Annotated in this window: 23 protein-coding genes; 5 read left to right on the plus strand and 18 right to left on the minus strand. The window is 70.3% G+C overall.

Annotated features, from left to right (window positions below; genetic code table 11):
• Positions 1–15: 15 nt before the first annotated feature.
• From AB0L97_RS17575 to AB0L97_RS17585, 3 genes are all read right to left on the minus strand, one after another.
• Positions 16–876, minus strand: a complete 861-nt coding sequence (locus tag AB0L97_RS17575) for an arylamine N-acetyltransferase (RefSeq protein ID WP_364430488.1) — start codon at positions 874–876, stop codon at positions 16–18.
• A gap of 62 nt (positions 877–938) precedes the next feature.
• Positions 939–1,823: a prolyl oligopeptidase family serine peptidase gene (locus AB0L97_RS17580; RefSeq protein ID WP_364430491.1), complete on the minus strand. Its 885-nt coding sequence runs from the start codon at positions 1,821–1,823 to the stop codon at positions 939–941.
• A gap of 123 nt (positions 1,824–1,946) precedes the next feature.
• Positions 1,947–3,167, minus strand: coding sequence for an MFS transporter (locus AB0L97_RS17585; RefSeq protein ID WP_364430494.1), 1,221 nt, complete (start codon positions 3,165–3,167; stop codon positions 1,947–1,949).
• A 106-nt stretch (positions 3,168–3,273) separates the two neighbouring features.
• On the opposite strand from AB0L97_RS17585, the gene AB0L97_RS17590 reads away from it, so the two are divergent.
• From AB0L97_RS17590 to AB0L97_RS17600, 3 genes are all read left to right on the plus strand, one after another.
• Positions 3,274–3,621 (plus strand): helix-turn-helix domain-containing protein, encoded by a 348-nt coding sequence (locus tag AB0L97_RS17590; RefSeq protein ID WP_356967776.1) that lies wholly within the window; start codon positions 3,274–3,276, stop codon positions 3,619–3,621.
• Between the two features lie 118 nt (positions 3,622–3,739).
• Positions 3,740–4,153: a hypothetical protein gene (locus tag AB0L97_RS17595; protein ID WP_364430498.1), complete on the plus strand. Its 414-nt coding sequence runs from the start codon at positions 3,740–3,742 to the stop codon at positions 4,151–4,153.
• Positions 4,140–5,318: a winged helix DNA-binding domain-containing protein gene (locus AB0L97_RS17600; RefSeq protein ID WP_364430501.1), complete on the plus strand. Its 1,179-nt coding sequence runs from the start codon at positions 4,140–4,142 to the stop codon at positions 5,316–5,318. Before AB0L97_RS17595 ends, AB0L97_RS17600 begins: the two co-directional genes overlap by 14 nt.
• Positions 5,319–5,424: 106 nt before the next feature.
• Here the strand turns inward: AB0L97_RS17600 and nadC are convergent, their stop codons facing one another.
• The 3 genes from nadC to nadA all read right to left on the minus strand — a co-directional run bounded on the left by nadC (position 5,425) and on the right by nadA (position 9,074).
• Positions 5,425–6,285 (minus strand): carboxylating nicotinate-nucleotide diphosphorylase, encoded by an 861-nt coding sequence (gene nadC, locus AB0L97_RS17605; protein ID WP_355078283.1) that lies wholly within the window; start codon positions 6,283–6,285, stop codon positions 5,425–5,427.
• Positions 6,286–6,352: 67 nt separating this feature from the next.
• Positions 6,353–7,921 (minus strand): L-aspartate oxidase, encoded by a 1,569-nt coding sequence (locus tag AB0L97_RS17610; protein WP_364430506.1) that lies wholly within the window; start codon positions 7,919–7,921, stop codon positions 6,353–6,355.
• A gap of 109 nt (positions 7,922–8,030) precedes the next feature.
• Complete coding sequence (gene nadA, locus AB0L97_RS17615) at positions 8,031–9,074, minus strand: quinolinate synthase NadA (RefSeq protein ID WP_364430509.1); 1,044 nt, start codon at positions 9,072–9,074, stop codon at positions 8,031–8,033.
• Between the two features lie 77 nt (positions 9,075–9,151).
• Between nadA and AB0L97_RS17620 the strand changes: the two genes are divergently transcribed.
• The gene (locus tag AB0L97_RS17620; protein ID WP_364430512.1) at positions 9,152–9,916 is read left to right on the plus strand and encodes an NUDIX domain-containing protein; all 765 of its coding nucleotides are present in this window, start codon (positions 9,152–9,154) and stop codon (positions 9,914–9,916) included.
• Positions 9,917–9,986: 70 nt separating this feature from the next.
• Here the strand turns inward: AB0L97_RS17620 and AB0L97_RS17625 are convergent, their stop codons facing one another.
• The 6 genes from AB0L97_RS17625 to bioB all read right to left on the minus strand — a co-directional run bounded on the left by AB0L97_RS17625 (position 9,987) and on the right by bioB (position 13,554).
• Complete coding sequence (locus AB0L97_RS17625) at positions 9,987–10,166, minus strand: hypothetical protein (protein WP_364430515.1); 180 nt, start codon at positions 10,164–10,166, stop codon at positions 9,987–9,989.
• A gap of 140 nt (positions 10,167–10,306) precedes the next feature.
• Positions 10,307–10,852 carry an ATP-binding protein gene (locus tag AB0L97_RS17630; protein ID WP_364430518.1) on the minus strand — a complete coding sequence of 182 codons (546 nt, stop codon included), beginning with the start codon at positions 10,850–10,852 and terminating at the stop codon, positions 10,307–10,309.
• 152 nt (positions 10,853–11,004) lie between these two features.
• Positions 11,005–11,538, minus strand: coding sequence for a DUF1353 domain-containing protein (locus tag AB0L97_RS17635; protein WP_355078288.1), 534 nt, complete (start codon positions 11,536–11,538; stop codon positions 11,005–11,007).
• Between the two features lie 89 nt (positions 11,539–11,627).
• A complete protein-coding gene (locus AB0L97_RS17640) occupies positions 11,628–12,281 on the minus strand; it encodes a DUF2567 domain-containing protein (RefSeq protein ID WP_364430523.1) in 654 nt (217 codons plus the stop codon).
• The gene (locus AB0L97_RS17645) at positions 12,281–12,508 is read right to left on the minus strand and encodes a hypothetical protein (protein ID WP_355078290.1); all 228 of its coding nucleotides are present in this window, start codon (positions 12,506–12,508) and stop codon (positions 12,281–12,283) included. The genes AB0L97_RS17640 and AB0L97_RS17645 overlap by 1 nt, the downstream gene beginning before the upstream one ends.
• A gap of 32 nt (positions 12,509–12,540) precedes the next feature.
• Positions 12,541–13,554 (minus strand): biotin synthase BioB, encoded by a 1,014-nt coding sequence (bioB, locus tag AB0L97_RS17650; protein WP_355078291.1) that lies wholly within the window; start codon positions 13,552–13,554, stop codon positions 12,541–12,543.
• 103 nt (positions 13,555–13,657) lie between these two features.
• Between bioB and AB0L97_RS17655 the strand changes: the two genes are divergently transcribed.
• Complete coding sequence (locus AB0L97_RS17655; RefSeq protein ID WP_355078292.1) at positions 13,658–14,242, plus strand: TetR/AcrR family transcriptional regulator C-terminal domain-containing protein; 585 nt, start codon at positions 13,658–13,660, stop codon at positions 14,240–14,242.
• A 31-nt stretch (positions 14,243–14,273) separates the two neighbouring features.
• On the opposite strand, the gene AB0L97_RS17660 is transcribed toward AB0L97_RS17655, so the two are convergent.
• The 6 genes from AB0L97_RS17660 to AB0L97_RS17685 form a co-directional block, all read right to left on the minus strand.
• A complete protein-coding gene (locus AB0L97_RS17660) occupies positions 14,274–15,416 on the minus strand; it encodes a lipase family protein (RefSeq protein WP_364430528.1) in 1,143 nt (380 codons plus the stop codon).
• A 101-nt stretch (positions 15,417–15,517) separates the two neighbouring features.
• The gene (locus AB0L97_RS17665) at positions 15,518–16,738 is read right to left on the minus strand and encodes an MFS transporter (RefSeq protein WP_364430531.1); all 1,221 of its coding nucleotides are present in this window, start codon (positions 16,736–16,738) and stop codon (positions 15,518–15,520) included.
• A gap of 469 nt (positions 16,739–17,207) precedes the next feature.
• Complete coding sequence (locus AB0L97_RS17670; RefSeq protein WP_364430534.1) at positions 17,208–18,557, minus strand: LLM class flavin-dependent oxidoreductase; 1,350 nt, start codon at positions 18,555–18,557, stop codon at positions 17,208–17,210.
• Positions 18,554–19,306: an ABC transporter ATP-binding protein gene (locus tag AB0L97_RS17675; protein ID WP_355078296.1), complete on the minus strand. Its 753-nt coding sequence runs from the start codon at positions 19,304–19,306 to the stop codon at positions 18,554–18,556. The genes AB0L97_RS17670 and AB0L97_RS17675 overlap by 4 nt, the downstream gene beginning before the upstream one ends.
• Entirely contained in the window at positions 19,282–20,145 is an 864-nt protein-coding gene (locus AB0L97_RS17680; protein WP_364430537.1) for an ABC transporter permease, read from the minus strand. The genes AB0L97_RS17675 and AB0L97_RS17680 overlap by 25 nt, the downstream gene beginning before the upstream one ends.
• On the minus strand, positions 20,145–21,236 hold the full coding sequence (locus tag AB0L97_RS17685) for an ABC transporter substrate-binding protein (protein ID WP_355078298.1): 1,092 nt from the start codon (positions 21,234–21,236) through the stop codon (positions 20,145–20,147). Before AB0L97_RS17685 ends, AB0L97_RS17680 begins: the two co-directional genes overlap by 1 nt.
• Positions 21,237–21,300: the final 64 nt, after the last annotated feature.

Consider the following 21,300-nt stretch of genomic DNA (forward strand, 5'->3'; position numbering starts at 1 on the left):
AGCCCGCTCGCGGGGTCAGTCGCGTATCCACGGAGCATTCGCGAGTGCGGCGGCATCGGCCTCGGTGAGGTCGATGTCGAACACCTCCGCGAGGACCTTGGGCAGCTCGGTCGGCTCCAGTTCCCTTGTGTTGCCGGTGCCGTCGGGGTACTCGGTGACGAGCGTGGTGCCGTCCAGCACGTGGTGGACTTCCGGGTGGAAACGCTGCACGAACGGCCGGGTGGTGAACGGGGAACGCGGCGAGGTCGACACGAAATGGTTGCCGACGGCGTAGTCGATGCCGTACTGCGGATTCAAGGTGAAACTGTACCGGTCGATCCAACCGTCTCGGCCGAATTGGTGCAGTACCCACAGGTCGGAATCCAGCTCGCCGCGCCTGCTCTCCAGCCGGAACTGCCAGTCGCCGCCGGTGAATTCGCCCGCGGACAACTCGAACGGCACCAGCGGTCCGGCGCCGAAGCCGACGTCGCACAGCCAGACGCGGTCGTCGTCGGCGGTCGTCACGCGCAGCAAGGCATGGGTGGCAGGCCGCAGCGCCGTGCCCGCGCCCATGCTCACGCGACCGCTGAGGCCGGTGACACCGAATCCGAGCCGTTCCAGCGCGGCCGCGAACAGTCCGACGTTCTCGTAGCAGTAACCGCCGCGGCGGCGCCGCACGAGTTTGTCCTGCAAGGTCGCCAGATCCAGGGGGATCGACCGGCCCAGGATGATCTCCAGGTTCTCGAACGGGATCGCGGTGGTGTGCGCCCGCACCAGCTCGTGCAGCGTCCGGACGGTGGGGGCGCGCTCGCCGTCGAACCCGATCCGGGCCAGGTAGGCGTCCAGATCGAGATCCGCTCCGTTCCAGTGGTAAGCCGGGTCGGCGGGTTTGCTCATCGCGTCCTCACTTCGTCGTCGGTTCTTCTCGGTCAACTGCGCGCAACGGCGATCGTGTTCCCTCACGCCGCGCACTTCGCGCCCGGCGGGGCGGCCGGTGCGGTGACGACGTCGTGCGCGACGTCCACGAGGTAGTCGCGATCCGGGCCGTCGACCGGCTCCGCGCCGAGCAGCAGGCGCTCGACGACGCAACCGCCCTCGAAGAGGGCCGGTCCGACGCTGTGGTCGCCGGGAACCACTTGCCCGTTCAGATCGCGGCCGGTCACGACGGTGTACATCGAGGTGGGTCGGCCCGCGGCGAGCAGCCCCGCGCGCATCTCGACGCTGGTGGCATACGGCACCACGTCGTCGGCGGTGCCATGCACGAGAAACGCCCGCCGCACGTCCATCCGGGCCGCCAGCAGCGCGGGCGAGCGTTCGGCGTAGGCGAGCGGGCAGGTGGCGGGCGGGCAGCCACCCGCGTCGCGCTCGATCTGCGCGGGCAGCGCCGGATCCACGGACCCGGCGCCCAACCACATCGTGAAATCGTCGGCGGGACCGTAATTGTCGACCCAGTAGTCGAACATCCCGCGCGGGCCGTGCGCCACCGCGAGACCACTGGTGATGCCGCCCTGGCTCCAGCCCCACAGCACCGTGCGGGTGATCGAGCGATGGGTATCCCGGTACCACGTGGTCGCGGCGACGATGTCGCGCCACCCTGCCCACAGATTCCATTCTCCGGTGCGCCACATGCTCTGCGCCGAGCGCAGATCCATCGACAGGATCGGCGTCGCGGTGCGCCGGGCGATCGACTCGAGGTAGCCCGCGAAATCGGCCGACGACCCGTCGTGCCCGTGCACCGCGACCACGAGCGCGTGCGCGGTCGCGTCGTCCTCGGCGCACCGATAGGGCTCGAATACCCGGCCGGTCGCCTCCTCCCCGTCCACGGTCAGCGAAACAGGGCGCACCGCCACATCGACGGCGCAGTCCCCATCCGCCGAAACTCGTGGCGCCACAAGAACTGTCGTCAGGAGCACACCGGCCAACGCGCAGCACGATACGAGAGATGCCCATCGCATCCCCGGATGATGTCACGCCGTCAGCGCGGCATCGCGGCGCAGGCGCGCCACGACGAGCAGTCCGCCCGCTGCGGCCGCGAGGCCGACCACCACGCCGAACGCGATCACACCTGCGCTCAATCCATAAGCGTCGCCGAGAAACCCGGCGGCCAGCGGTAGCACCGCGGCGGGGAGATACCCCCCGACGTTCTGCGCGGCGTTGGCCTCGGCCAGCCGCTCGCCCGGCACGCTCGCGCTGATCGCCGTCAGTCCGCCGAACTGGCCGAGCCCCTGACCGGCACCGGCGAGCACGGCCGCCGTCACGAACAGCGGAAGCGAGGTCGCGACCAGTGAGAGCACCAGCGCGGCCATGCTCGTCACGGTCGCGATCGTGCCGCCGAGCAGGATGACGCCCACACCGAACCGCCGGGCCGCGAACTGGACTCCGGTCGCGGCCAGGAACATCGCGAACGCCACCGCACCGGCGAGCACCCGGTCGGCGACACCGAGCAGATGTGCCAGCACCGACGGCCCCAGCGACAGGACGAACGACGTCGCGGTGATGCCCGGTCCGAACACCGCGATCCCCAGCAGCACCGCGGTGCGGCCTTCCCTTACGACCGACGGGATCCGGATCCACGGTCCGCGCCCGCCGGCACCGGCGGGCAGAGGCAACCGGGCCACCACCGCGAAAGCCGTAGTGAGCACGGCGATCTCGACCAGGAACACCGTCACCGTCGGGCCGGGCAGCGCTTCGGACAGGATGCCTGCCAGCAATGGCCCGCTCCCAGCTCCCAGCACCATCGCCGTGGACGCGGCCAGCGCGGCGACCCGTTTGCGGTCGGACCCGCCCACATCGGTGACCGCCGCCATTCCCGCCGACACCGTCGCGCCGACCGCCAGGCCGGTCAGCAGCCGCGCCAGGGCCAGCAGCGGGACCGACTGCGCGACCGCGAACAACACACAGGCCGCCACCGCCGCCGCCACCGCGGGCAGCAGCACCGGTTTGCGACCCACCCGGTCCGACACCACGCCCGCGACCAGCAGCGCACCCAGCAATCCGGCGATGTAGCAGGCGAACACCGCGGTCAGCGTCCCGGCGGAGAAGCCGATCGCCCGCTGCCACACCACGTACAGCGGGGTCGGCGCGTTCGACAACACGAACACCGCGAACACCGGCCACGCCGCCGCCCACACCGAACGTCCGCCCGTCCGTGGTGCTTCCGTGCGTGGCACCGTCACCGTCGATCCCATCACCACTCCTTGGTTCGAATTTTTTCGTACTGGTACGACAGTAATCGAACTTAGCGCCTAGTACGATAGAAGTCGTACAAGTCGTCCGAAATCCGAGGAGAACGCGATGCCAGCGGCCGCCGACACCGCCGATGCCACCTCCGTCCTGCCCGAGCCGGCCCGCGCCGACCTGCGACTGGATCACGTGCTGGCCGCGCTGAGCGACCCGCTGCGCCTGACCATGGTCCGCCGGTTGCTACTGGACTCCCCCGACACCGACCGGTCGTGCTCCTGGTTCGGCATCGATCGCCCCAAATCCACGTTGACGCACCACTTCCGGGTCCTGCGCGAGGCGGGCGTCACCCGGCAGCGACGCTACGGACTCGAACGCCGCAGCCAGGTCCGCGTCGACGATCTCGAGGCGCGCTTTCCCGGCTTGCTCGACCTGGTCCGCGCCTGGGAGCCCGCCGACTGATCCAGAACTTTGTGGGGCAGGACCCGACGCCCGAGATCGCCGCGACCTGGCGCGAACAACTGCTCGCCAGGCGGAACGAATTGCGCGGCGGGTCCTTTCGCGACGCCGCCGTGGCCCTGTGCGCGCTGGTCGCCGTGGCCGACGACGCGACGTCGGCGGCGGACGCGGCACCGTCGCCGAACTGGTCGCGGCGGATCCGGTGCTGCGCAACTTCCCGGTCGACGACTTGCGCGCCTTGTTCGAGGACAACTGCAATCGGCTGGCGAACGATCCGGTCCTCGGCTGCGCGCACGTGCTGCGGCAGATCGCCAAAGCGATGCACAAGCCGGCCGAGGCGGACGCGGTCGTCCGCACCGGCATCCTGATCGGCGGCGAGGCGGGCGCGTGCGGCCCGGCGGCGAAGCGGGCGCGTGCGGCCCGGCGGCGACCGAGGCCGTCCGCGACGCCTGCCGGACGCTGCACCCGGCTCCGGAGCGCTTCGGCCTCTGACCCGACGGTGCGAACGCTACGATTCGCCTATGCGTTCGATTGATGTCGCCGAGCGGCGCGCCCGGCTGGCGGTGCGACACCGGCTGGCCATCCCGGAGCGGGCCGGACAGGTCGCGGAGATCGCCCGCTCGCTGGTCGCCCTGCACGCGACCGATCCGGCGACTGTCTTCCTCTCCGTCGCGGCCCGCGCCGAGGGGCTGGCGCCCGCGGATGTCGAACAGGCGCTCTACGACGACCGTTCGCTGCTACGGATGCTGGCCATGCGCCGCACCATGTTCGTCGTGCCGGTGGAGCTGGTCGCGATCCTGCAGGGTTCGTGCGCGGACGCGCTGGCGCACAAACAGCGGCGCACCTACGGCAAGTACCTGGAACAGGCGGGCATCGGGGACGGCGATGTGCGGCGCTGGTGGGCCGAAGTCGAGACCGAGACGCACAAGGCGCTGCTCGATCGCGGCGCGGCGACCGGCGCGCAGCTGAGCAAGGACGTCCCACGCTTGCGCACCCAGGTGAACACCGCGCCGGACAAGCCGTATTCGAAGCCGACGAACATCACCACCTGGGTACTGGTGACGCTCGGCTGCGAAGGCCGCATCGTGCGCGGGCGGCCGAACGGCAGCTGGACCAGCAGCCAGTACACCTGGGCGCCGATCGAATCGTGGTTGCCGGACCCCGTCCCCGTGATTCCGGCCGCAGAAGCCCGCGCCGAGCTGGTCCGCCGCTGGTTGCGCGCGTTCGGTCCCGCGCCGGTGTCCGACATCAAGTGGTGGACCGGGTGGACGCTGGGCGAGGTGCGCGCGGCGCTCGGCGCGCTCGAGCTGATCGAGGTCGACCTCGACGGCGTGACGGGCGTACTACTGGCCGACGACGCGGAGCCGGTCGCCGCCCCGGAGCCATGGGCGGCATTGCTTCCCGCGCTCGATCCGACGCCCATGGGCTGGCAGGCTCGAGAATGGTTCCTCGGCCCCCACGCACCGAACCTGTTCGATCGCAACGGGAACATCGGGCCCACCGTCTGGTGGGACGGGCGCATCGTGGGCGGCTGGGCGCAGCGCGGTGACGGCGAGATCGTCTACCGCCTGCTCGAAGACGTGGGGACCGACGCCGAGGCGATGATCGCCGCGCAGGCGCAGCGAGTCGCCGAATGGTACGGCGACGTGCGCGCCATTCCCCGTTTCCGGACGCCGCTGGAACGGGAACTCACCGCCTGACCGAGCGCCCCGGCGCACCGCCGGGTAGCTCGGGCGACATGGAGATTCGCGCATTCGCCGAGTCCGACCGAGCCACGCTGCGCGGCTTGCGCGTTCGGGCGGGTACCTACATGTCCAGTCCGAGGTCGAGGACGCGGACCGAGTGGGTGAGCGCGCCGACGGCGAGGTAGTCGACGCCGGTGCGGGCGTAGTCGGCGGCGACGTCCAGGCTCAGGCCGCCGGAGGACTCCAGTTTCGTCCGCGGTGACGCGGCGTTGCGGCGCTGCACTGCCGCCTGGGTCTGCCAGAGCGGGAAATTGTCCAGCAGTACCAGTTCCACGTTCTCGGCGAGCACGGCGTCGAGCTGTTCGAGGCTGTCGACCTCGACCTCGCAGGCGATGTCGGGGGCGGCGGCGCGGACCGCGCGCAGCGCCTCGACCACCGACCCCGCGGCGACCACGTGGTTGTCCTTGATCAGGGCGGCGTCGCCGAGACCCATCCGGTGGTTGACGCCGCCGCCGACCCGCACGGCGTACTTCTGCAGCGCGCGCAGTCCGGGCAGCGTCTTGCGGCTGTCCCGGATGCGGCAGCGGGTGCCCGCGACGGCGTCCACCCAGGCGGCTGTCGCCGTCGCGATGCCGGACAGATGGCACACCAGGTTGAGCATGGTGCGCTCCGCGGTGAGCAGCCCACGGGTGGGCGCGATCAAGGTCAGCACGGACTGTCCGGGCGACACCCGGGTGCCGTCGGCGACGCGGTCGGTGATCTCGTAGGCGTCCGCGCCGATCACCTCGTCGAGCACCAGCAGCCCGGCGTCGAGCCCGGCCACGGTTCCCGGTTCCCGCGACACCACCGATGCCTTGATCACCGCGTCCGCGGGCACGGTGGCCGTCGTCGTGACGTCCGGGCCGTAGCGCAGGTCCTCGTCCAGCGCGGCGCGGATGACGCGCAGCACCTCGTCGCGATCCAGGGCGTCGTCCAGAGCCATCGAAGCGTTCCTCTCTGACCGAGCGGGGTTCTCGCGGTCCACCGGATGCCGCGCTCGGTGCGTGTGGTCAGGGAATGGGGGCGTACTCGGGGACGCCGTCGCCGTTGAGCCGGATCGGGAGGCTGTGGCGGAGTTCGGGCAGGGCGTCCGGGTGATCGGACCGGGTGTGACAGCCGCGGCTCTCGGTGCGGGCGAGCGCGGCCAGCAGCAGCGCGCGGGCCGCGAGAGTGAGTGCGGCGTCCTCGATTCCGGCGATCGGGTGGGTGGCGGCGGCGAGCGTGTCGCGGTTGGTGACCACGTCGTCGAGTCGCTTGAGCGCTTCCGCGAGTCCGGCGCGGTCGCGGACCACCGAGGCGTGCGTGGTCATCAGGTGCTGCACTACGTCGCGGTCGACGTATTCGGCTACGCGAGTGGGAATCTCACTCACCCGGGCCCGCTCACCGAGCCGCTCGGCGGCGGCGGCTCCGGCACGCTCGCCGACCACCAGCCCCTCCAGCAGACTGTTGGACGCCAACCGGTTCGCCCCGTGCAGTCCGGTGCGCGCGACCTCTCCGGCCGCGTACAGGCCGGGCACTCCGGTACGGCCGTGAGTGTCGGTGACGACGCCCCCGCACTGGTAATGCGCGGCAGGCGCGACCGGGATGAGGTCGGTGCGCGGATCGATGCCCGCCGCCAGGCACGAGGCGGTGATCGTCGGAAACCGCTGCGGGAAACCGTCGATCGAGCGGGCGTCGAGATAGACGTGCTCGGTGCCCAGCGCCCGCATGCGCGCGGCGATGGCGCGGGAGACGACATCGCGAGGCGCGAGATCGCCCCGTGGATGCACCCCCTCGGTCACCGCGTTGCCTTCGGTGTCGACCAATGTCGCGCCTTCGCCGCGCACCGCTTCGCTGATCAGCGGCCTGCGCCCGATACCGCCCGGGGTGTACAGCACCGTCGGGTGGAACTGCACGAATTCGAGGTCGGCGACGGCGGCGCCGGCCCACAGCCCGAGCGCGATGCCGTCGGCGGTGGCGCCCGGCGGATTGGTGCTCAGCGCGTACAACTGGCCGAGCCCGCCGGTGGCCAGCAACACAGCGGGCGCGTGCACGACACCGAAACCTCGGTCCGACAGCGCGACCACGCCCCGCACACCGTTCGGCCCCGTGACGATCTCGCCGACGGCCGCGCCGAACAGCACCGGCAAGCCGGCTTCGTTCAGCGCCCGCTGCACCTCGGCGCCGGTGGCGTCGCCCCCGGCATGGATGATCCGGCGGGTGCTGTGGCCGCCCTCGCGGGTCCGCGAGATCTGGCCGTCGCGGCCGAGGTCGAACACCGCGCCCAGGTCGGTCAGCGCGGCCACCGCGTCCTGCCCGCCCTCGACGATGGAGCGCACGGCGTCCACGTCGCACAGGCCGACGCCCGCCTCCACCGTGTCGTGCACGTGTGACTCGACCGAGTCACCGTGCGGCGCCACGACGGCGATGCCGCCCTGGGCGTACTGGGTGGACGTATCCGTCGGCCCGCCCTTGCTGAGCGTGAGCACCCGCAGCCCGCGCAGTGACGCGGTGCGCGCCGCGGTCAGTCCCGCGACGCCACCGCCGATCACGACCAGATCGGCCTCGGCCTCCCAGTCGATGGAAACCCGGGTTGTCATCGCCCCGCGCCTCTCTGTCTTCCGATCCGCGAACGTTCCGCGGCGCGGGCGCTGTGGTCAGCGCGTTGCGCCGGAGAGCGACCCGCCGCCGCGAGGGCAGCGGTCGGACTCATTCACCGCCGCCGGGATTGCCGATCGCGATCATCCGCTGCACCGAGTTGCGGCCCAGCGCGGCGGTTTCCGGATCGACATGGACCTCGTCACGGCCCTCGACCAGGCAGCGCAGCAGGGCCGCCGGAGTGATCATCTTCATGTACTTGCAGGACGCCCGGTCGTTCACGGCCTGGAAGTCGATGCCGGGGGCGGCCTTGCGCAGCTGGTGCAGCATGCCGACCTCGGTGGCCACGAGCACCTGATTCGACTTCGCCGCCTTGGCCGCGTCGATCATGCCTCCGGTGGACAGGATGTGCACCCGATCGGCCGGGAACGCTCCCTCGCCCGCGAGGTACAGCGCCGAGGTGGCGCACCCGCATTCGGGGTGCACGAACAGTTCCGCGTCCGGGTGGGTACGCGCCTGCTCGGTGAGCTCGTCGCCGTTGATGCCCGCGTGCACGTGGCACTCGCCCGCCCAGATGTGCATGTTCGTGCGGCCGGTGACCCGCTTGACGTGCGCGCCGAGGAACTGGTCCGGCAGGAACAGCACCTCGCGGTCCGGGTCGATCGAGGCGACCACGTCCACCGCGTTGGAGGAGGTGCAGCAGATGTCGGTGAGCGCCTTCACCTCGGCCGTGGTGTTCACGTAGGACACGACCACCGCGTTCGGGTGCTCGGCCTTCCAGGCGCGCAGTTCGTCGGCGCTGATCGAATCCGCGAGCGAACATCCCGCACGCTGATCGGGGATGAGCACGGTCTTCGCCGGGCTCAGGATCTTGGCGGTCTCGGCCATGAAGTGCACGCCGCAGAACACGATGGTGTCCTCGGGCGCCTCGGCCGCGATCCGCGACAGCGCCAGCGAGTCGCCGACGTGGTCGGCCACGTCCTGGATCTCCGGCAGCTGATAGTTGTGCGCCAGGATTGTCGCGTTGCGCTCCCTGGCCAGACGCTTGACTTCCTGCGCCCACTCCGGCGTCGCCTCGACACCCGCGAACCCGGAGGGTCCGTCGAACACCTGCCCCATCAGCGGGGGCGCCAGTTTCGCACCCGTCGTCGCCATGGATGGCTCCCTTCCTCGTGCGGTCGGCTACACCGCCGATTCGCACCAAACCAGGTTTTCGACTTATAATCGAAAACGTGGCCCATAGTAGCACCATCCACGAATCGCTCACCGCGGTGTTCCAGGTTCGTCGCTACCCCCGGGACATCGCCGCAGGTCACGCCCCTGCCGACCGGGCAGAAGGCATGCTGCTACGTTGCCCGCCCGACCAGCGGACCGAACTCGCGGTGTTGTTGTGGGAACGCGCACTCGACCCGCAGAAGGGCACCTGGTCGCTCCCCGGCGGACGTCTCGGCGACGACGAGGACCTCGACGCCTCCGCGCGCCGCCAGCTCGCCGAGAAGGTCGACGTGCGCGAGCTGAGTCATCTGGAACAGCTCTCCGTGTTCAGCGCCCCCGACCGGGTGCCGAGCCCGCGCCGCATCGCCTCGGCCTACCTCGGGCTGGTCCCGCTGACCGCCGACCCGCAGCTGCCCCCGGACACCGCCTGGCACCCGGTGTCGGCACTGCCGGACATGTCCTTCGACCACCGCACGGTAGTCGACCACGCCCGCACCCGGCTGGCGGCGAAACTGTCCTACACCAACATCGCCTTCGCTCTCGCGCCGGACCGGTTCACCATGTCGACACTGCGCGAAATCTATTGCGCCGCACTCGGTTACGACGTGGACACTACGAACCTTCAGCGAGTCCTCTCCCGCCGCAAGGTGATCACCCCCACCGGAGCCACCGCCGCCCCCGGCCGCGCGGGCGGCCGCCCCGCCGCGGTGTACCGCTTCACCGACTCCGGCCTGCGCGTGACAGACGAATTCGCGGCGCTGCGCCCACCCGGCCCTTCGTAACCGGCCGGAAAGCCGGCGATATCGGCGGGTACGCCAGATGCCGGCCGCGGAAGCGGCGGTCAGGCATTGCTCAGCCTTCTGCCGCAGTCTTGCGATGCTTGTCCCGGCGACGGTACTGCCGTTTGCTCGGAATGGGCCGCGCCGCATTACCGCGCCGCAGCGCATCCCGCCGCCGCCACGCCGCCAGATCGGCCCGTTCGCCCCGCGCAGAAGCCGCCCCGTCCTCCACCGCATGCGCGGTCTTCACCACCCCAGCCCCTTTCCGACAACCCTCGGCCACTCCGGCCGCCCACCATATCCTCGCGCCCACGTCGGCTCCAACGGATTTTCAAGATCAGCGGCACATGGTTGCGGCATTTCGCGAGAAGGCCCTCTGTCGTGTGCCGTTGATCATGAGGAGGCGTCGAGGAAGGCGACGATCGCCGGGAGGTCGGGGCGGTAGGCGGAGGTGGTGTCGACCTCGAGTGTCGGCGCGTCGAGGGAGATGCGCTGGAAGGCGGCGGGTGCGGGGTGGTCTGGATCGTCGTGGGCACGGCGGAGCGGATCCGAACGGTGGCGCTGGTGGATTCGCTGTGTCGCGAGAGCTGGATCGATCGTGCAGTGCACGATGCGGAGCTGGGCGTGGGCGCGCAGCGGTGTGAGGCCGGGACGCCACAGCCGGTCTTGGAAGGCGGCTTCGGCCACCACCGTGACACCGGCCCGCAGGAGCAGTTCCAGCGTCTGGAAGAACACCAGCAGCGTGCGGAGGTTCAGCTCGTTCGAGCGGCTCGGGGCGTAGTTCTCCGTCGCGTGGACCATGCCCTCCTTGATCTCGTCCCGGCAGATGGCTGGGCAGCCGATCGCCCGGGCGAGAGCGTGCGCGAGCGTCGTCTTGCCCGACCCCGGCGGGCCACTGACGACGACGAGGGTGGGGAGCCTGGGCGATCCGTCGCTCATATCGGCACCGTAACTCGTGCGCCGCTGCGGCAGCCGAGAACTCGTCCGCGCCGGTGGCGGGTTGCCCGCGCGGATCCGGCGACCCGGCCGGGCTCGCCGGCGCGAGGCTCGCCAGCAGCGCGCACGAAGTTCGCACCGAGACCCCAGGTCGGTCAGGCGGTCTTCATCTGCGGACCGGGCGGCGGAGCTTCGGTCCGCTGCGTTAGGCGCGACCCGGCCCAGAAGGCCAACTCCACCAACCAGAACAACAGGAGGAACACCGTCACCACGGTCGCGGGAACGGCGAGGAAGAACACCGAAGGGACCGCGACGACGACGAACCGGGCGACGTCGCCCGCACTCGCGCCGCGTAACCGGTGCGCCGCGCGCACGGCCGCCCACATCATCCAGCGGCGTGGCAGGGAGACTCCGAGTTCGTGCAGGCATCGGCGGAAGATGCCGTCGGCGTCGGCCACGCCGACCGTGTTCGTGCTCAGCAGGTAGTCGTGCAGGATGGCGGCACGGGTATAGCTGCCGTAGCGGGGAATCAGCCAGATCAACGGGCGCGGCACCGAGGCGAAGTCCGTCCGGAAACCAGCTGGGACCACGAATTCCTCACTCGCACCGCGATAGACCAGTGGTTCGGTCACCCGCCAGAACTTGGCGTCGAGCTCTTCGACGACCGGACCGCCACCCACGAAGGCCACGTCCCATTCCTTCCCAGCACGCCACGAGTTCCCGACCCCGAAGTGGTTCGGAAAGCCTTCCCCGTCGCGGCGACGTGCCGGACGACGCGTCAGCGGCGCTGGCGATATTCGGGCAGCGAATATCCCTCTGGGGCAGGCTGGTAGCCACCATAGGGCAGCTCTGCGCTGCTCGCAGCGTCACCATAGGGTATGAAGGCGCCCTGGCCGTCGTAGGAGGCTTCCTCCTTCCGGGCGGCGCGGCGGCCACTGCCGAGATCCGCCGAGGTACTCAGCGCCGCGAGGAACAGCATGACGAACGACGCGATCAACGGCTGCACGATCAGCGCGAGGTCGCTGCCGAGTTCGATCGGCAAGGTGACGATCTGGCCCACCGGCGGGTCGTGCGGGCGCGGATGCGACCACTCGGCGACCTGCTCCCCTACACCGGCCATCACCACCGCACCCAGGCCGGAACCGATCAGCAGGCCCAGCTGCAACAGCGGCCCACGCGCCGAGCGCCAGCGCCACACGGCCAGTGCGCACAGCAATCCGAGCACCGCCCCCGCGAGGACGAACAACGCCAGCGCGTCGAACTGATGCGCACTCTCCCCGGTCAGTCCGACACCGCGACCCGGCTCGACCACGAGCAGCCGCTCGGTCGGCGCGAGCAGGCCCCAGCCGACACCGGCGAGCGCGCTCACCACCACCACGGCGACGGCGACCACAGCCGCCGCCCGCACCTCACCGCGCAACGGCGACGCCACTAGCGGCGTTCCAGTTCGGCCGAGTCGACGACGCCGTGCCGGGAGCACTTGGCCCACCAGCCGTCCGGGCTCACCTGCACGATCATGCGGCGTCCGCACTGTTCGCAGAAGCGCGGCGGCTCCAGGCCCAGCGCGGCGGCGGCCGGGATCGCGTCGTCGAGGCCCGGCACGATTCGCTTGCCGGTGAACGGGTTGTAGCGCTCGTCCATGTCCATGACAGTACTCATGCTCGCTCGCCTCTTCGTCGCAACCGAGCCGGTCAGAGCGTTTCGTTGAGCGCCTTGATCGGCATCTTCAGCTCGCCGAGCAGGTCCAGGTCCTGTTCGGCCGGGCGGCCGAGGGTGGTCAGGTAGTTGCCGACGATGACGGCGTTGATGCCGCCCAGGATGCCCTGCTTGGCGCCGAGGTCACCGAGGGTGATCTCCCGGCCGCCCGCGAAGCGCAGCATGGTGCGCGGCAGCGCGAGCCGGAACGCGGCCACGGCGCGCAGCGCGTCGGACGCGGGCAGCACCTCCAGGTCGCCGAAGGGCGTACCCGGACGCGGGTTGAGGAAGTTCAGCGGCACCTCGTCGGGCTCGAGTTGGGCCAGGTTCGCGGCGAACTCGGCGCGTTGCTCCAGCGTCTCGCCCATGCCGAGGATGCCGCCGCAGCAGACCTCCATGCCCGCTTCGCGGACCATGCGCAGGGTGTCCCAGCGCTCCTCCCAGGTGTGCGTTGTCACCACGTTCGGGAAGTAGGACCGCGAGGTCTCCAGGTTGTGGTTGTAGCGGTGCACACCCATGGCGGCCAACTGGTCCACCTGCTCCTGGGTGAGCATGCCCAGCGAGCAGGCGACCTGGATGTCCACCTCGTTGCGAATCGCCTCGACACCGGCGGCCACCTGGGCCATCAGGCGCTCGTCGGGACCGCGCACGGCCGCCACGATGCAGAACTCGGTGGCGCCGGTCTTCGCGGTCTGCTTGGCGGCTTCCACCAGGCTGGGAATGTCCAGCCACGCGGCGCGCACCGGCGACTGGAACAGGCCCGACTGCGAGCAGAAGTGGCAGTCCTCCGGGCAACCGCCGGTCTTGAGGCTGATGATGCCCTCGACCTCGACCTCGGGGCCGCACCACTTCATGCGCACCTCGTGCGCCAGGGCGAGCAACTCCTCCAGCCGGTCGTCACCGAGCCGTAGCACCTCCAGCGTCTGCTCCTGGGTCAGCCCCACCCCGCGCTCGAGCACCTGCTCGCGGGCGATCGACAAGATTTCGGTGTCTACAGGTGCCTGGGTCACTGCACGAATCCCTTCGTCCGGCCGAGGTGGCCGTGCAACTTGAACGGTGTTCAGGCTAGGGTAGCGGTAGGAGTGAGTCAAAGCACGACGGGAAGGGCATCGAGTGCAGCTGCACCGGGCGGACGTGGTCGACGGAGCCATCGCGATTCTGGACCGATACGGCCTGGCCGACCTCACCATGCGCAGGTTGGCCGGCTCGCTCCAGGTGCAGCCCGGCGCGTTGTATTGGCACTTTCCGAACAAGCAGGCGCTGCTCGGCGCGGTCGCGGACAAGATCCTCGCGCCCATGGAGGACCCGATCGCGGCCGAGGAATGGTCCGGGCAGATCACCGAACTGGCGCACCGGCTGCGCGACTGCTTGCTGGCCTATCGCGACGGCGCCGAATTGGTGTCGGCGACCTACGCGTCCCGGCTCACCACGAGCAAAGGGCGAGAACGGCTGGTGAGCGCCGCCATCCGCGCGGGCATGCCGCGCCAGGAGGCCGAACTCGCGGCGTTCACGCTGCTCTACTACGTCCTCGGCGAGACCGTGGACGAGCAGTCCAGGATGCAGATGGACTCGGCGGGCGCCCTGCCCGAGGGCGCCTCGCCGTTGGAGGAGACCACCGACCCCACCGCCCGTTTCGACTTCGGCCTGCAATTGTTCGTCGCGGGTGTGCGGCACTTGCTCGGCACCCGCGTCCGCTGACGCCGGGCGGGTGACCACGCCGTTCCGAACCTCAGCGCAGGTGCGTGTTCAGGAAGGCCAACGCGTCCGGGAGCGATGCCAGGAACGCGCCGCTGTGGTCCTGGCCGGGGTACTGCTGGACCGTCACCCGTATTCCGGGGTTCAGCTCTTGCAGTTTCTTCCCGTAGTTCGCGGTGTCGGTCGGAGGCACATCGATGTCCGCGGTGCCGTAGCCGATCAGGAGATCGCTGGTGAACCGGTCTTCCGGATATCCCGTCAGGGCGGCGATGTCTTCGGCGAAGGTGGGCGTCGGCCGGTCGGGGTCGGCGACGAGCGCCGACGGTCGGCGGCCGTCGGCGCGCTCGACCAGATGCGAAAGGCATTCGTGGGCGGCCTTTTCCACGAAGTCCTTGCCGAAATCGGACAGGTACGGGGTGACGCTGCCTGGGTTCAGTTCCTCCAGCGAGGCCAGATAGTACGCGGCGTAGGCGATCTGGTTCTTGGAGCCGGTCGAGTCCGCCCGGAACATCTCCGGCAGGCTCTTGCTCGGGTCGGTGCGCAGCCCGGTGGCCACCACTCCGCTCAACCCCGTAGCGGAACCGCCTTTCTCGGCATACAGACCGGCCGCGCTCATCACCGCGTGCGCTCCCTCCGACTGACCGACCAAGGCCCATCTGCGTGATAGCGGAATCGGAGTCGTGCGCACCGCCGCGACCGCGTCGATTATCGACATCCCCTCGACGTTCGTGTTGTAGTAGCTGAACTGCCCGCGGGTGCCGAGGCCTTGATAGTCGGGAGCCAGTACCGCGTACCCGTTCTCCAGGATCTGGTCGAAATAGGTGATGTTCCGCTCGGACTGCGGGCGGCGCGACGGCGCGCAGGCATCGCCGATGCCCGCGGTTCCGTGTGCCCACACCACCAGCGGCCATCCTCCCTGCGGCGGCAGGCCCGGGGGCAGATAGAGCGCACCGGATGCCTGCGCGGGTGCGCCGTGCTGATCGGTCGTGGTGTAACCGATCCCGAGCGACACCGCGGCCTTGGGGAAAGTCCACGCGGGATCGAGCAGCTCGATCCCGCTCAATTGCCCGGTCGTCGGGCTTTCCGCTGTCGCAGGGGCCACCCCGAGCGTGACCGCGACGCACATACTTATCGAGGCGGCGACCAGGCCGGATCGCCGAAGGAACGATAGGGACATGCCGCAGCACCATACCGACGCACGCCGATGACCAGACCCTAGCGACACGTGCCACCAGTGGAAATTCTCGAATCCCGCGCAACGGCGGCGAGGGCGAGCGCCTACCCGGTCCGGGCCGACCGCCGCCCTGGCGCCCCGACCACGCCCGGAAACCAGCGATGCATCGCGTAGGCGCCCGCCGCGGCGGTGAGCGCGAGCGCGATGGCCGCTCCGCCGAGCACGGTCACGGCGCTGATCGCGCCGACCGCCACCGGTCCGACGAACATGCCGATGTCGTGGGTGAGCCGCCAGGCCCCGAGGAACTCGGCCCGCTGCCCGTCGGGCGCGACATCAGCGCCGACCGTCATGATCAGCCCGTTGCTCATGCCGTTGGCCAGCCCGAGCAGCACGGCGGCGCAACCGAGCCCGAGCACCGAGGAGGTGCACGGCAGCACACCGAAACCGGCGGCGAACAGGACCATCGACGGCACGCCGGTCGCCCGCCTGCCGTAGCGATCCAGCCACACGCCCGCCGGATACGACATCAGCACGTCCACCGCGCCCGCCAGGCCGAACACCAAACTGGTGGTCGACGCGCTCAGTCCGATGTGCGCGGCCCACAACGGAAGCAGCGCCAGCCGGGCCGCACGCGCGGCCCCGACCAGCAGCGCGGCCAGGCCGAGCGTGCCGAGGGTCCTGCGGTGCTGGACCACGATCGCCGTCAGCGCGTGCCCCGCGCCCGCCTCGCCCGATCCCTCCGGCGATCGGATCGCCGCCATGGCCGCGCCGGACACCACCGTGGTCACCAACTGCAACCACAACGCGCCGTTGGGACCGAGCGAATGCACCACGGCCGCACCGAGGAACGGTCCGCAGAAGAACCCCAACCGCATGGAACCGGCCAGCGTCGACATCGCGCGGCCGAGGTCGTTCGGGGGCACCACGGCAACCAGATAGGACTGGCGAGCCAGGCCCCACACCGCGCCCGCCGCGCCGCCCAGCAGCATGCCCAGCGCGAGCACGCCGACATTCGGCGCGATGATCGCCGCGAGCACGCCGATCGCACCGAGCACCGAACCCACCGCAAGCGCACCGCGTTCCCCGATGGTCGCGACGACCCGCCCCGCGGGCAGGTCGGTGAGCACCATGCCCAACCCGGACAACGCGACGATGATCCCCGCCAGCCCGGCCGACGCGCCCAGGTCGAGCGCGCGCAGCGCGTACATCGGCGCCGCCGCGCCGGACCCGATGCCGTACACCACCATCGGCACGAACACCGTCCAGGTCAGCGACCGCAACCGCACGCCGCCGATGTCGCCCGCTACGACGGACCGCTCGCTCATCGCATCGCCGATCGATGCCGCGAGGCCGCGCTCCGCCCGATCACATTCAGCCCGAAGCCGCCGCCCGAGGCGAGACCGCGCGCCGATTGCCATTCCCCATTTCCAGCGAACCTCGCTACCGGAGGGCGGCCGCAGGCAGCTGGTTCACGGCACGCGGTAGGCGTGGTGGAGGCAACCCGCGACACGACAGCAGGAGACTCGGAACCGGCCGACCACCAGCACCCGGAGCGCACCTGGCTCGCATTGCCCTGGAACCCGACTCGCTGGTTCGAGTCGACCAGCACAGCGTGTGGATCGAAGACGCGCACGCTAGCGTGCGCGACCGACTTCGAATGCCCGACCCGTGAGCGGGGCACGGCGTCGGCCGGCCCCGCACCGAACGCGCGGGGCCGACCCATCGCATGCACCGGTGCCGTCCTGTGGCGGACAGCCCGGCGCCCAGGCGGACAGTCGCTTTCGTCGGCGCCGCTCACCGGGCCAGCGCGGGCTGCGGGGCGAAACGGCTGTCGGGGCGGGGCAGGCCGAAGTGGTCGCGCAGCGTGGTGCCGGTGTACTCGGTGCGGAACAGGCCGCGTTCCTGCAGGATCGGCACGACCGTCTCGGCGAAGATCTCCAGTCCGCCCGGGTAGTACGGCGGCATGACGTTGAACCCGTCGGCCGCGCCGTTGCGGAACCATTCCTCGATGGTGTCGGCGACCTGCTCGGGGGTTCCGGCGAACACCCGGTGGCCGCGCGCACCGGCGAGGCGGTGCAGCAGGCCGCGCACGGTCGGCCGTTCGCGCTGCACGATGCCCGCCACGACCTGCAAGCGGCTCTTCCCGTTGTCGGTCACATCGCCCGCCGCGTCGAACAAATCGACCGGGATCGGCTCGTCCAGCGGCAGGTGCCGCAGGCTGATCCCGACGATGCCCTCCAACTGGGCCAGGCCGTATTCCGGCACGGTGAGCTCGTTGAACTCCTGCTCCAATTTCTTGGCCGCCGCCTCGGTGTCGGCGATGAACGGGCTGATCCCCGGCAGGATCTTGATGTGCTCGGGGTCGCGGCCGAAGCCACGGGCCCGCCCCTTGATGTCGGCGTAGAACGCCTGGGCGTCGCTGAGCCGCTGATGCGCGGTGAAGATCGCCTCGGCGTACTTGCCCGCGAACGCCCGCCCGTCGTTCGACGCGCCCGCCTGCACCAGCACCGGGTGGCCCTGCGGCGTGCGCGGCGCGTTGAACGGTCCACGCACCCGCAGGTATTCGCCGGCGAAGTCGATCTGGTGGATCTTCTCCGGGTCGGCGTACACGCCTGAGGCCTGGTCCAGGACGATGGCGTCGTCCTCCCAGCTGTCCCACAGCGCCACCACGGCGTCGACGAATTCCCTAGCACGGGCGTACCGTTCGGCATGGTCGGGATGCTTGTCCAGACCGAAGTTCGCCGCGGCGAGATCGGTGCCGGTGGTGACGATGTTCCAGCCCGCCCGGCCGCGGGAGATGTGGTCCAGCGTGGAGAACAGCCTGGCCAGGTTGTAGGGCTCGTAGTACGTGGTCGACGCGGTGGCGATGAGGCCGAGATGCGTCGTCGCGGTGGCGATCGCGGTGAGCAGGGTGATCGGTTCCAGGCCGGAGGTCGCGTTGGGCTTCACGTTGTTGTGCAGGGCGGGTCCGTCGGCGAAGAACACCGCGTCCAGTTTCGCCGCTTCGGCGGTGCGTCCGATCTCCTGGTAGTAGGCGACGTCGTAGATCCGTTCGGGGCTGCTCCACGGATGCCGCCATGCCGCCTCGTGGTGGCCGGAGGGGTAGATGAAGGCGTTGAGGCTGAGTTGGCGCGGTGCGGTCATGAGGCTTTCTTCTCGTCGGTGGGCGTGTCGACGACGTCGACGCCCAGGCTGGCCAGCAGCAGGGAACGGTGCCGCAGGAAGGCGGGATCGCCGTGGCGGCGGGGGCGTTCCAGGTCGATGCGCTGGTCCACCGCGATGCGCCCGTCGTCGAGCACCAGGACACGGTCGGCCAGCAGCACCGCCTCGTCCACGTCGTGGGTGACCAGCAGCACGGCGGGCCGATGCTCGGCGCACAGGTCCTGCAGCAGTGCGTGCATCTTGATCCGGGTCAGCGCGTCCAGCGCGCCGAACGGTTCGTCCGCCAGCAGCAGCTCGGGTTCGCGCACCAGCGAACGCGCCAGGGCGACACGCTGTTGCTCGCCACCGGAAAGCTCCTTGGGCCAGGCCTTCTCCCGGCCCGCGAGCCCGACCTCGGCCAGTGCCGCGCGACCGCGACCGGCGGCGTCCGAACCTCCTAGACCGAGGGTCACGTTGTCGAGCACCCGCACCCAAGGCAGCAACCGGGAGTCCTGGAACACCACCGAACGCTCGGTGGGCACGCTCAATTCGCCGGAACCCGGCACGTCGTAGTCCAATTCGGCGAGCGCCCGCAGCAGCGTGCTCTTGCCCGAACCGCTGCGGCCGAGCAGCGCGACGAACTCGCCGCGCGCGATGTCGATGTCGATGTCGCGCAGCACCACCCGGTCGCCGAAGCCACGGCGCAGCCGCCGGGCGCGGACGACGTTCAGTCCCCGAGTGTCTGCCGCCATGACAGCGCCTTCCTTTCCACCGCGCGCACCAGGATGTCGCCGAACAGGCCGAGCAGGCCGTAGATCACCAGGCCGACCACGATGATGTCGATCTGGCCGTAGGTGCGGGCCTGGGTCATCAGGTAACCGATACCGCTGGTGGCGTTGACCTGTTCCACCACGACCAGCGCCAGCCAGGAGATCGTGACGGCCAGCCGCAGGCCGGTGAAGAAGCCGGGCAGCGATCCCGGCAGCGCGATCCGGCGGACGAATCCCCACCGCGACAGTCCGACGGTCTGGGCGAGTTCCACATACCTGGCGTCGACGCTGCGCAGGTGCGCGTGCGTATTCAGGTAGATCGGGATCGCCACGCTGGTGGTGATCACCACCAGCTTCATTTCCTCGCCGATGCCGAACCACACGATGAACAGCGGAATCAGCGCGAGCGTCGGAATGGCGCGCTTGATCTGGATCGGCCCGTCCACCAACGCTTCACCGACCCGGCTCAGCCCGGCCAGCAGCGCCAGCACCAGGCCGATCGCGACACCGAGCCCGAGCCCGATCACGGCGCGCTGCACCGAGGTCAGCAGATTGCTCTGTAAACGGCCGTCGGCGAGCAGGTCACCGGCGGTCTCGGCGACCGTCCACGGCGCGGGCAGGGTCTCCGGATCCAAAGCGCCCGTGGCCGAACCGGCCACCCAGGCGGCGATCAGCAACGCCGGTCCCACCGCGATGCCGAACGGGATGGGGCGGCCAGGACCGAGGCGCGGCCGGGTCGGTTTGCGTTTCCCCAGTATCGGTTCCGCCGTGGAGCGGCCGAGGCCGAAGCGGCGCAGCACCCCGGCGTCGAGGGTCGCCATCAGCGTGCCTTCGGTTCGAACGACGCGCCGCTCTCGGTGACCGCTTGCGTGATCGCGGCGTCGAAGCGCAGGTCGAAGCCGTTGGACGCCTGCACCTTCTTGGGCAGTTCGCCCGCCTTGGCGATGGCGTCGATGGTGGCCTGCTGCCGGTCGACCAACTGCTGGTCCAGATGCGGGAAGACGTAGGTGCCCAGCGAGTCGACGATGCGCTTGGCGTCGTCGGCGCTCACCTTCTGGTTGTCCACGTAGTAGCGGCGCGCCCAGTCCTCCGGGTGGGTGTTGGCCCACTGGTAGGCGCGGACGAACGCGCCGACCAGCGCCCGGGTGGCGGCCGCCTTCGCCGGATCCCGCACGACCGCGCGGCGGGCGTACAGATAGGCGAGACCGCCGTAGAGACCTACGGTCTCGGAGTCGGGGACCAGCGAGGTGCCCGGCGTGCGCAGGAACCGGGTGACGTTCGGCTCGATCAGCGGCGCGACGTCGACCTGGCCGGTGCGCACGGCATCGAGGAACTCGGCCAGTTGCAGTCGGACCAGCTGCACGTCGGAGGTGGTGAGCCCGGCCTTGTCGATGGCGCGCAGCACGGCGGCCTGCTGTGCCGTGCCCTCCGCGTAGGCGATCTTCTTGCCCTTCAGATCCGCGAGCTTCGTCACCGACTTGCCCGGCGCCACCGCGAGTTTCAGGGCGGTGGTGCTGGTCTGGTAGGACGCGATGATCGGGACGTCCTGCCCGGCCACCAAGGCGTGGATCGGCGGGACGTCGCCGACCTGGGCGACGTCGGCGGCGCCCGCCCGGAACGCCTCCAGGATGGCGGGACCGCCGACGAAGTTGGCGAACTCCACCTTGAACGGAAGCTTGTCGAGCTCGCCGGAGATGCGCAGCACCGATTGCAGGCGCTCGGATTGGTCGGCGACCACGAGGGTGGTGCCTGCGGGAACCTCGGTCGGCAGTGGTCCTTCGGCGGTGGGACCGACCGGCTTGTCGTCCTTCGCGCAGCCGGTGAGTCCGAGGGTCGCAACGGTCGCCACGGCGAGCAATGCGGCGGTCGCGCGGCCACGGAGGCCGGACCGGAACGTACTTGGTCGGAACATAAGGCGAATTAGAACAAGACGAAACCGGCGCGAAAACGGTTTGTCTCAGCCTGGTTCGAACCCC

Origin of the sequence: Nocardia sp. NPDC051911 (assembly GCF_040681035.1) — a bacterium.
In the GTDB taxonomy this organism is placed as follows: domain Bacteria; phylum Actinomycetota; class Actinomycetes; order Mycobacteriales; family Mycobacteriaceae; genus Nocardia; species Nocardia sichangensis.

What these genes read in the sequence shown, in the direction of transcription:
- AB0L97_RS17610 (WP_364430506.1), bottom strand. Translation starts at nt 7,921, where the DNA reads ATGACAACCCGGGTTTCCATCGACTGGGAGGCCGAGGCCGATCTGGTC.
- AB0L97_RS17630 (WP_364430518.1), bottom strand. Translation starts at nt 10,852, where the DNA reads ATGAGCGACGGATCGCCCAGGCTCCCCACCCTCGTCGTCGTCAGTGGC.
- AB0L97_RS17600 (WP_364430501.1), top strand. Translation starts at nt 4,140, where the DNA reads ATGCGTTCGATTGATGTCGCCGAGCGGCGCGCCCGGCTGGCGGTGCGA.
- AB0L97_RS17685 (WP_355078298.1), bottom strand. Translation starts at nt 21,236, where the DNA reads ATGTTCCGACCAAGTACGTTCCGGTCCGGCCTCCGTGGCCGCGCGACC.
- AB0L97_RS17575 (WP_364430488.1), bottom strand. Translation starts at nt 876, where the DNA reads ATGAGCAAACCCGCCGACCCGGCTTACCACTGGAACGGAGCGGATCTC.
- AB0L97_RS17645 (WP_355078290.1), bottom strand. Translation starts at nt 12,508, where the DNA reads ATGAGTACTGTCATGGACATGGACGAGCGCTACAACCCGTTCACCGGC.
- AB0L97_RS17680 (WP_364430537.1), bottom strand. Translation starts at nt 20,145, where the DNA reads ATGGCGACCCTCGACGCCGGGGTGCTGCGCCGCTTCGGCCTCGGCCGC.
- AB0L97_RS17585 (WP_364430494.1), bottom strand. Translation starts at nt 3,167, where the DNA reads ATGGGATCGACGGTGACGGTGCCACGCACGGAAGCACCACGGACGGGC.
- nadA (WP_364430509.1), bottom strand. Translation starts at nt 9,074, where the DNA reads ATGGCGACGACGGGTGCGAAACTGGCGCCCCCGCTGATGGGGCAGGTG.
- nadC (WP_355078283.1), bottom strand. Translation starts at nt 6,285, where the DNA reads ATGGCTCTGGACGACGCCCTGGATCGCGACGAGGTGCTGCGCGTCATC.
- AB0L97_RS17665 (WP_364430531.1), bottom strand. Translation starts at nt 16,738, where the DNA reads ATGAGCGAGCGGTCCGTCGTAGCGGGCGACATCGGCGGCGTGCGGTTG.
- AB0L97_RS17675 (WP_355078296.1), bottom strand. Translation starts at nt 19,306, where the DNA reads ATGGCGGCAGACACTCGGGGACTGAACGTCGTCCGCGCCCGGCGGCTG.
- AB0L97_RS17660 (WP_364430528.1), bottom strand. Translation starts at nt 15,416, where the DNA reads ATGTCCCTATCGTTCCTTCGGCGATCCGGCCTGGTCGCCGCCTCGATA.
- AB0L97_RS17590 (WP_356967776.1), top strand. Translation starts at nt 3,274, where the DNA reads ATGCCAGCGGCCGCCGACACCGCCGATGCCACCTCCGTCCTGCCCGAG.
- AB0L97_RS17670 (WP_364430534.1), bottom strand. Translation starts at nt 18,557, where the DNA reads ATGACCGCACCGCGCCAACTCAGCCTCAACGCCTTCATCTACCCCTCC.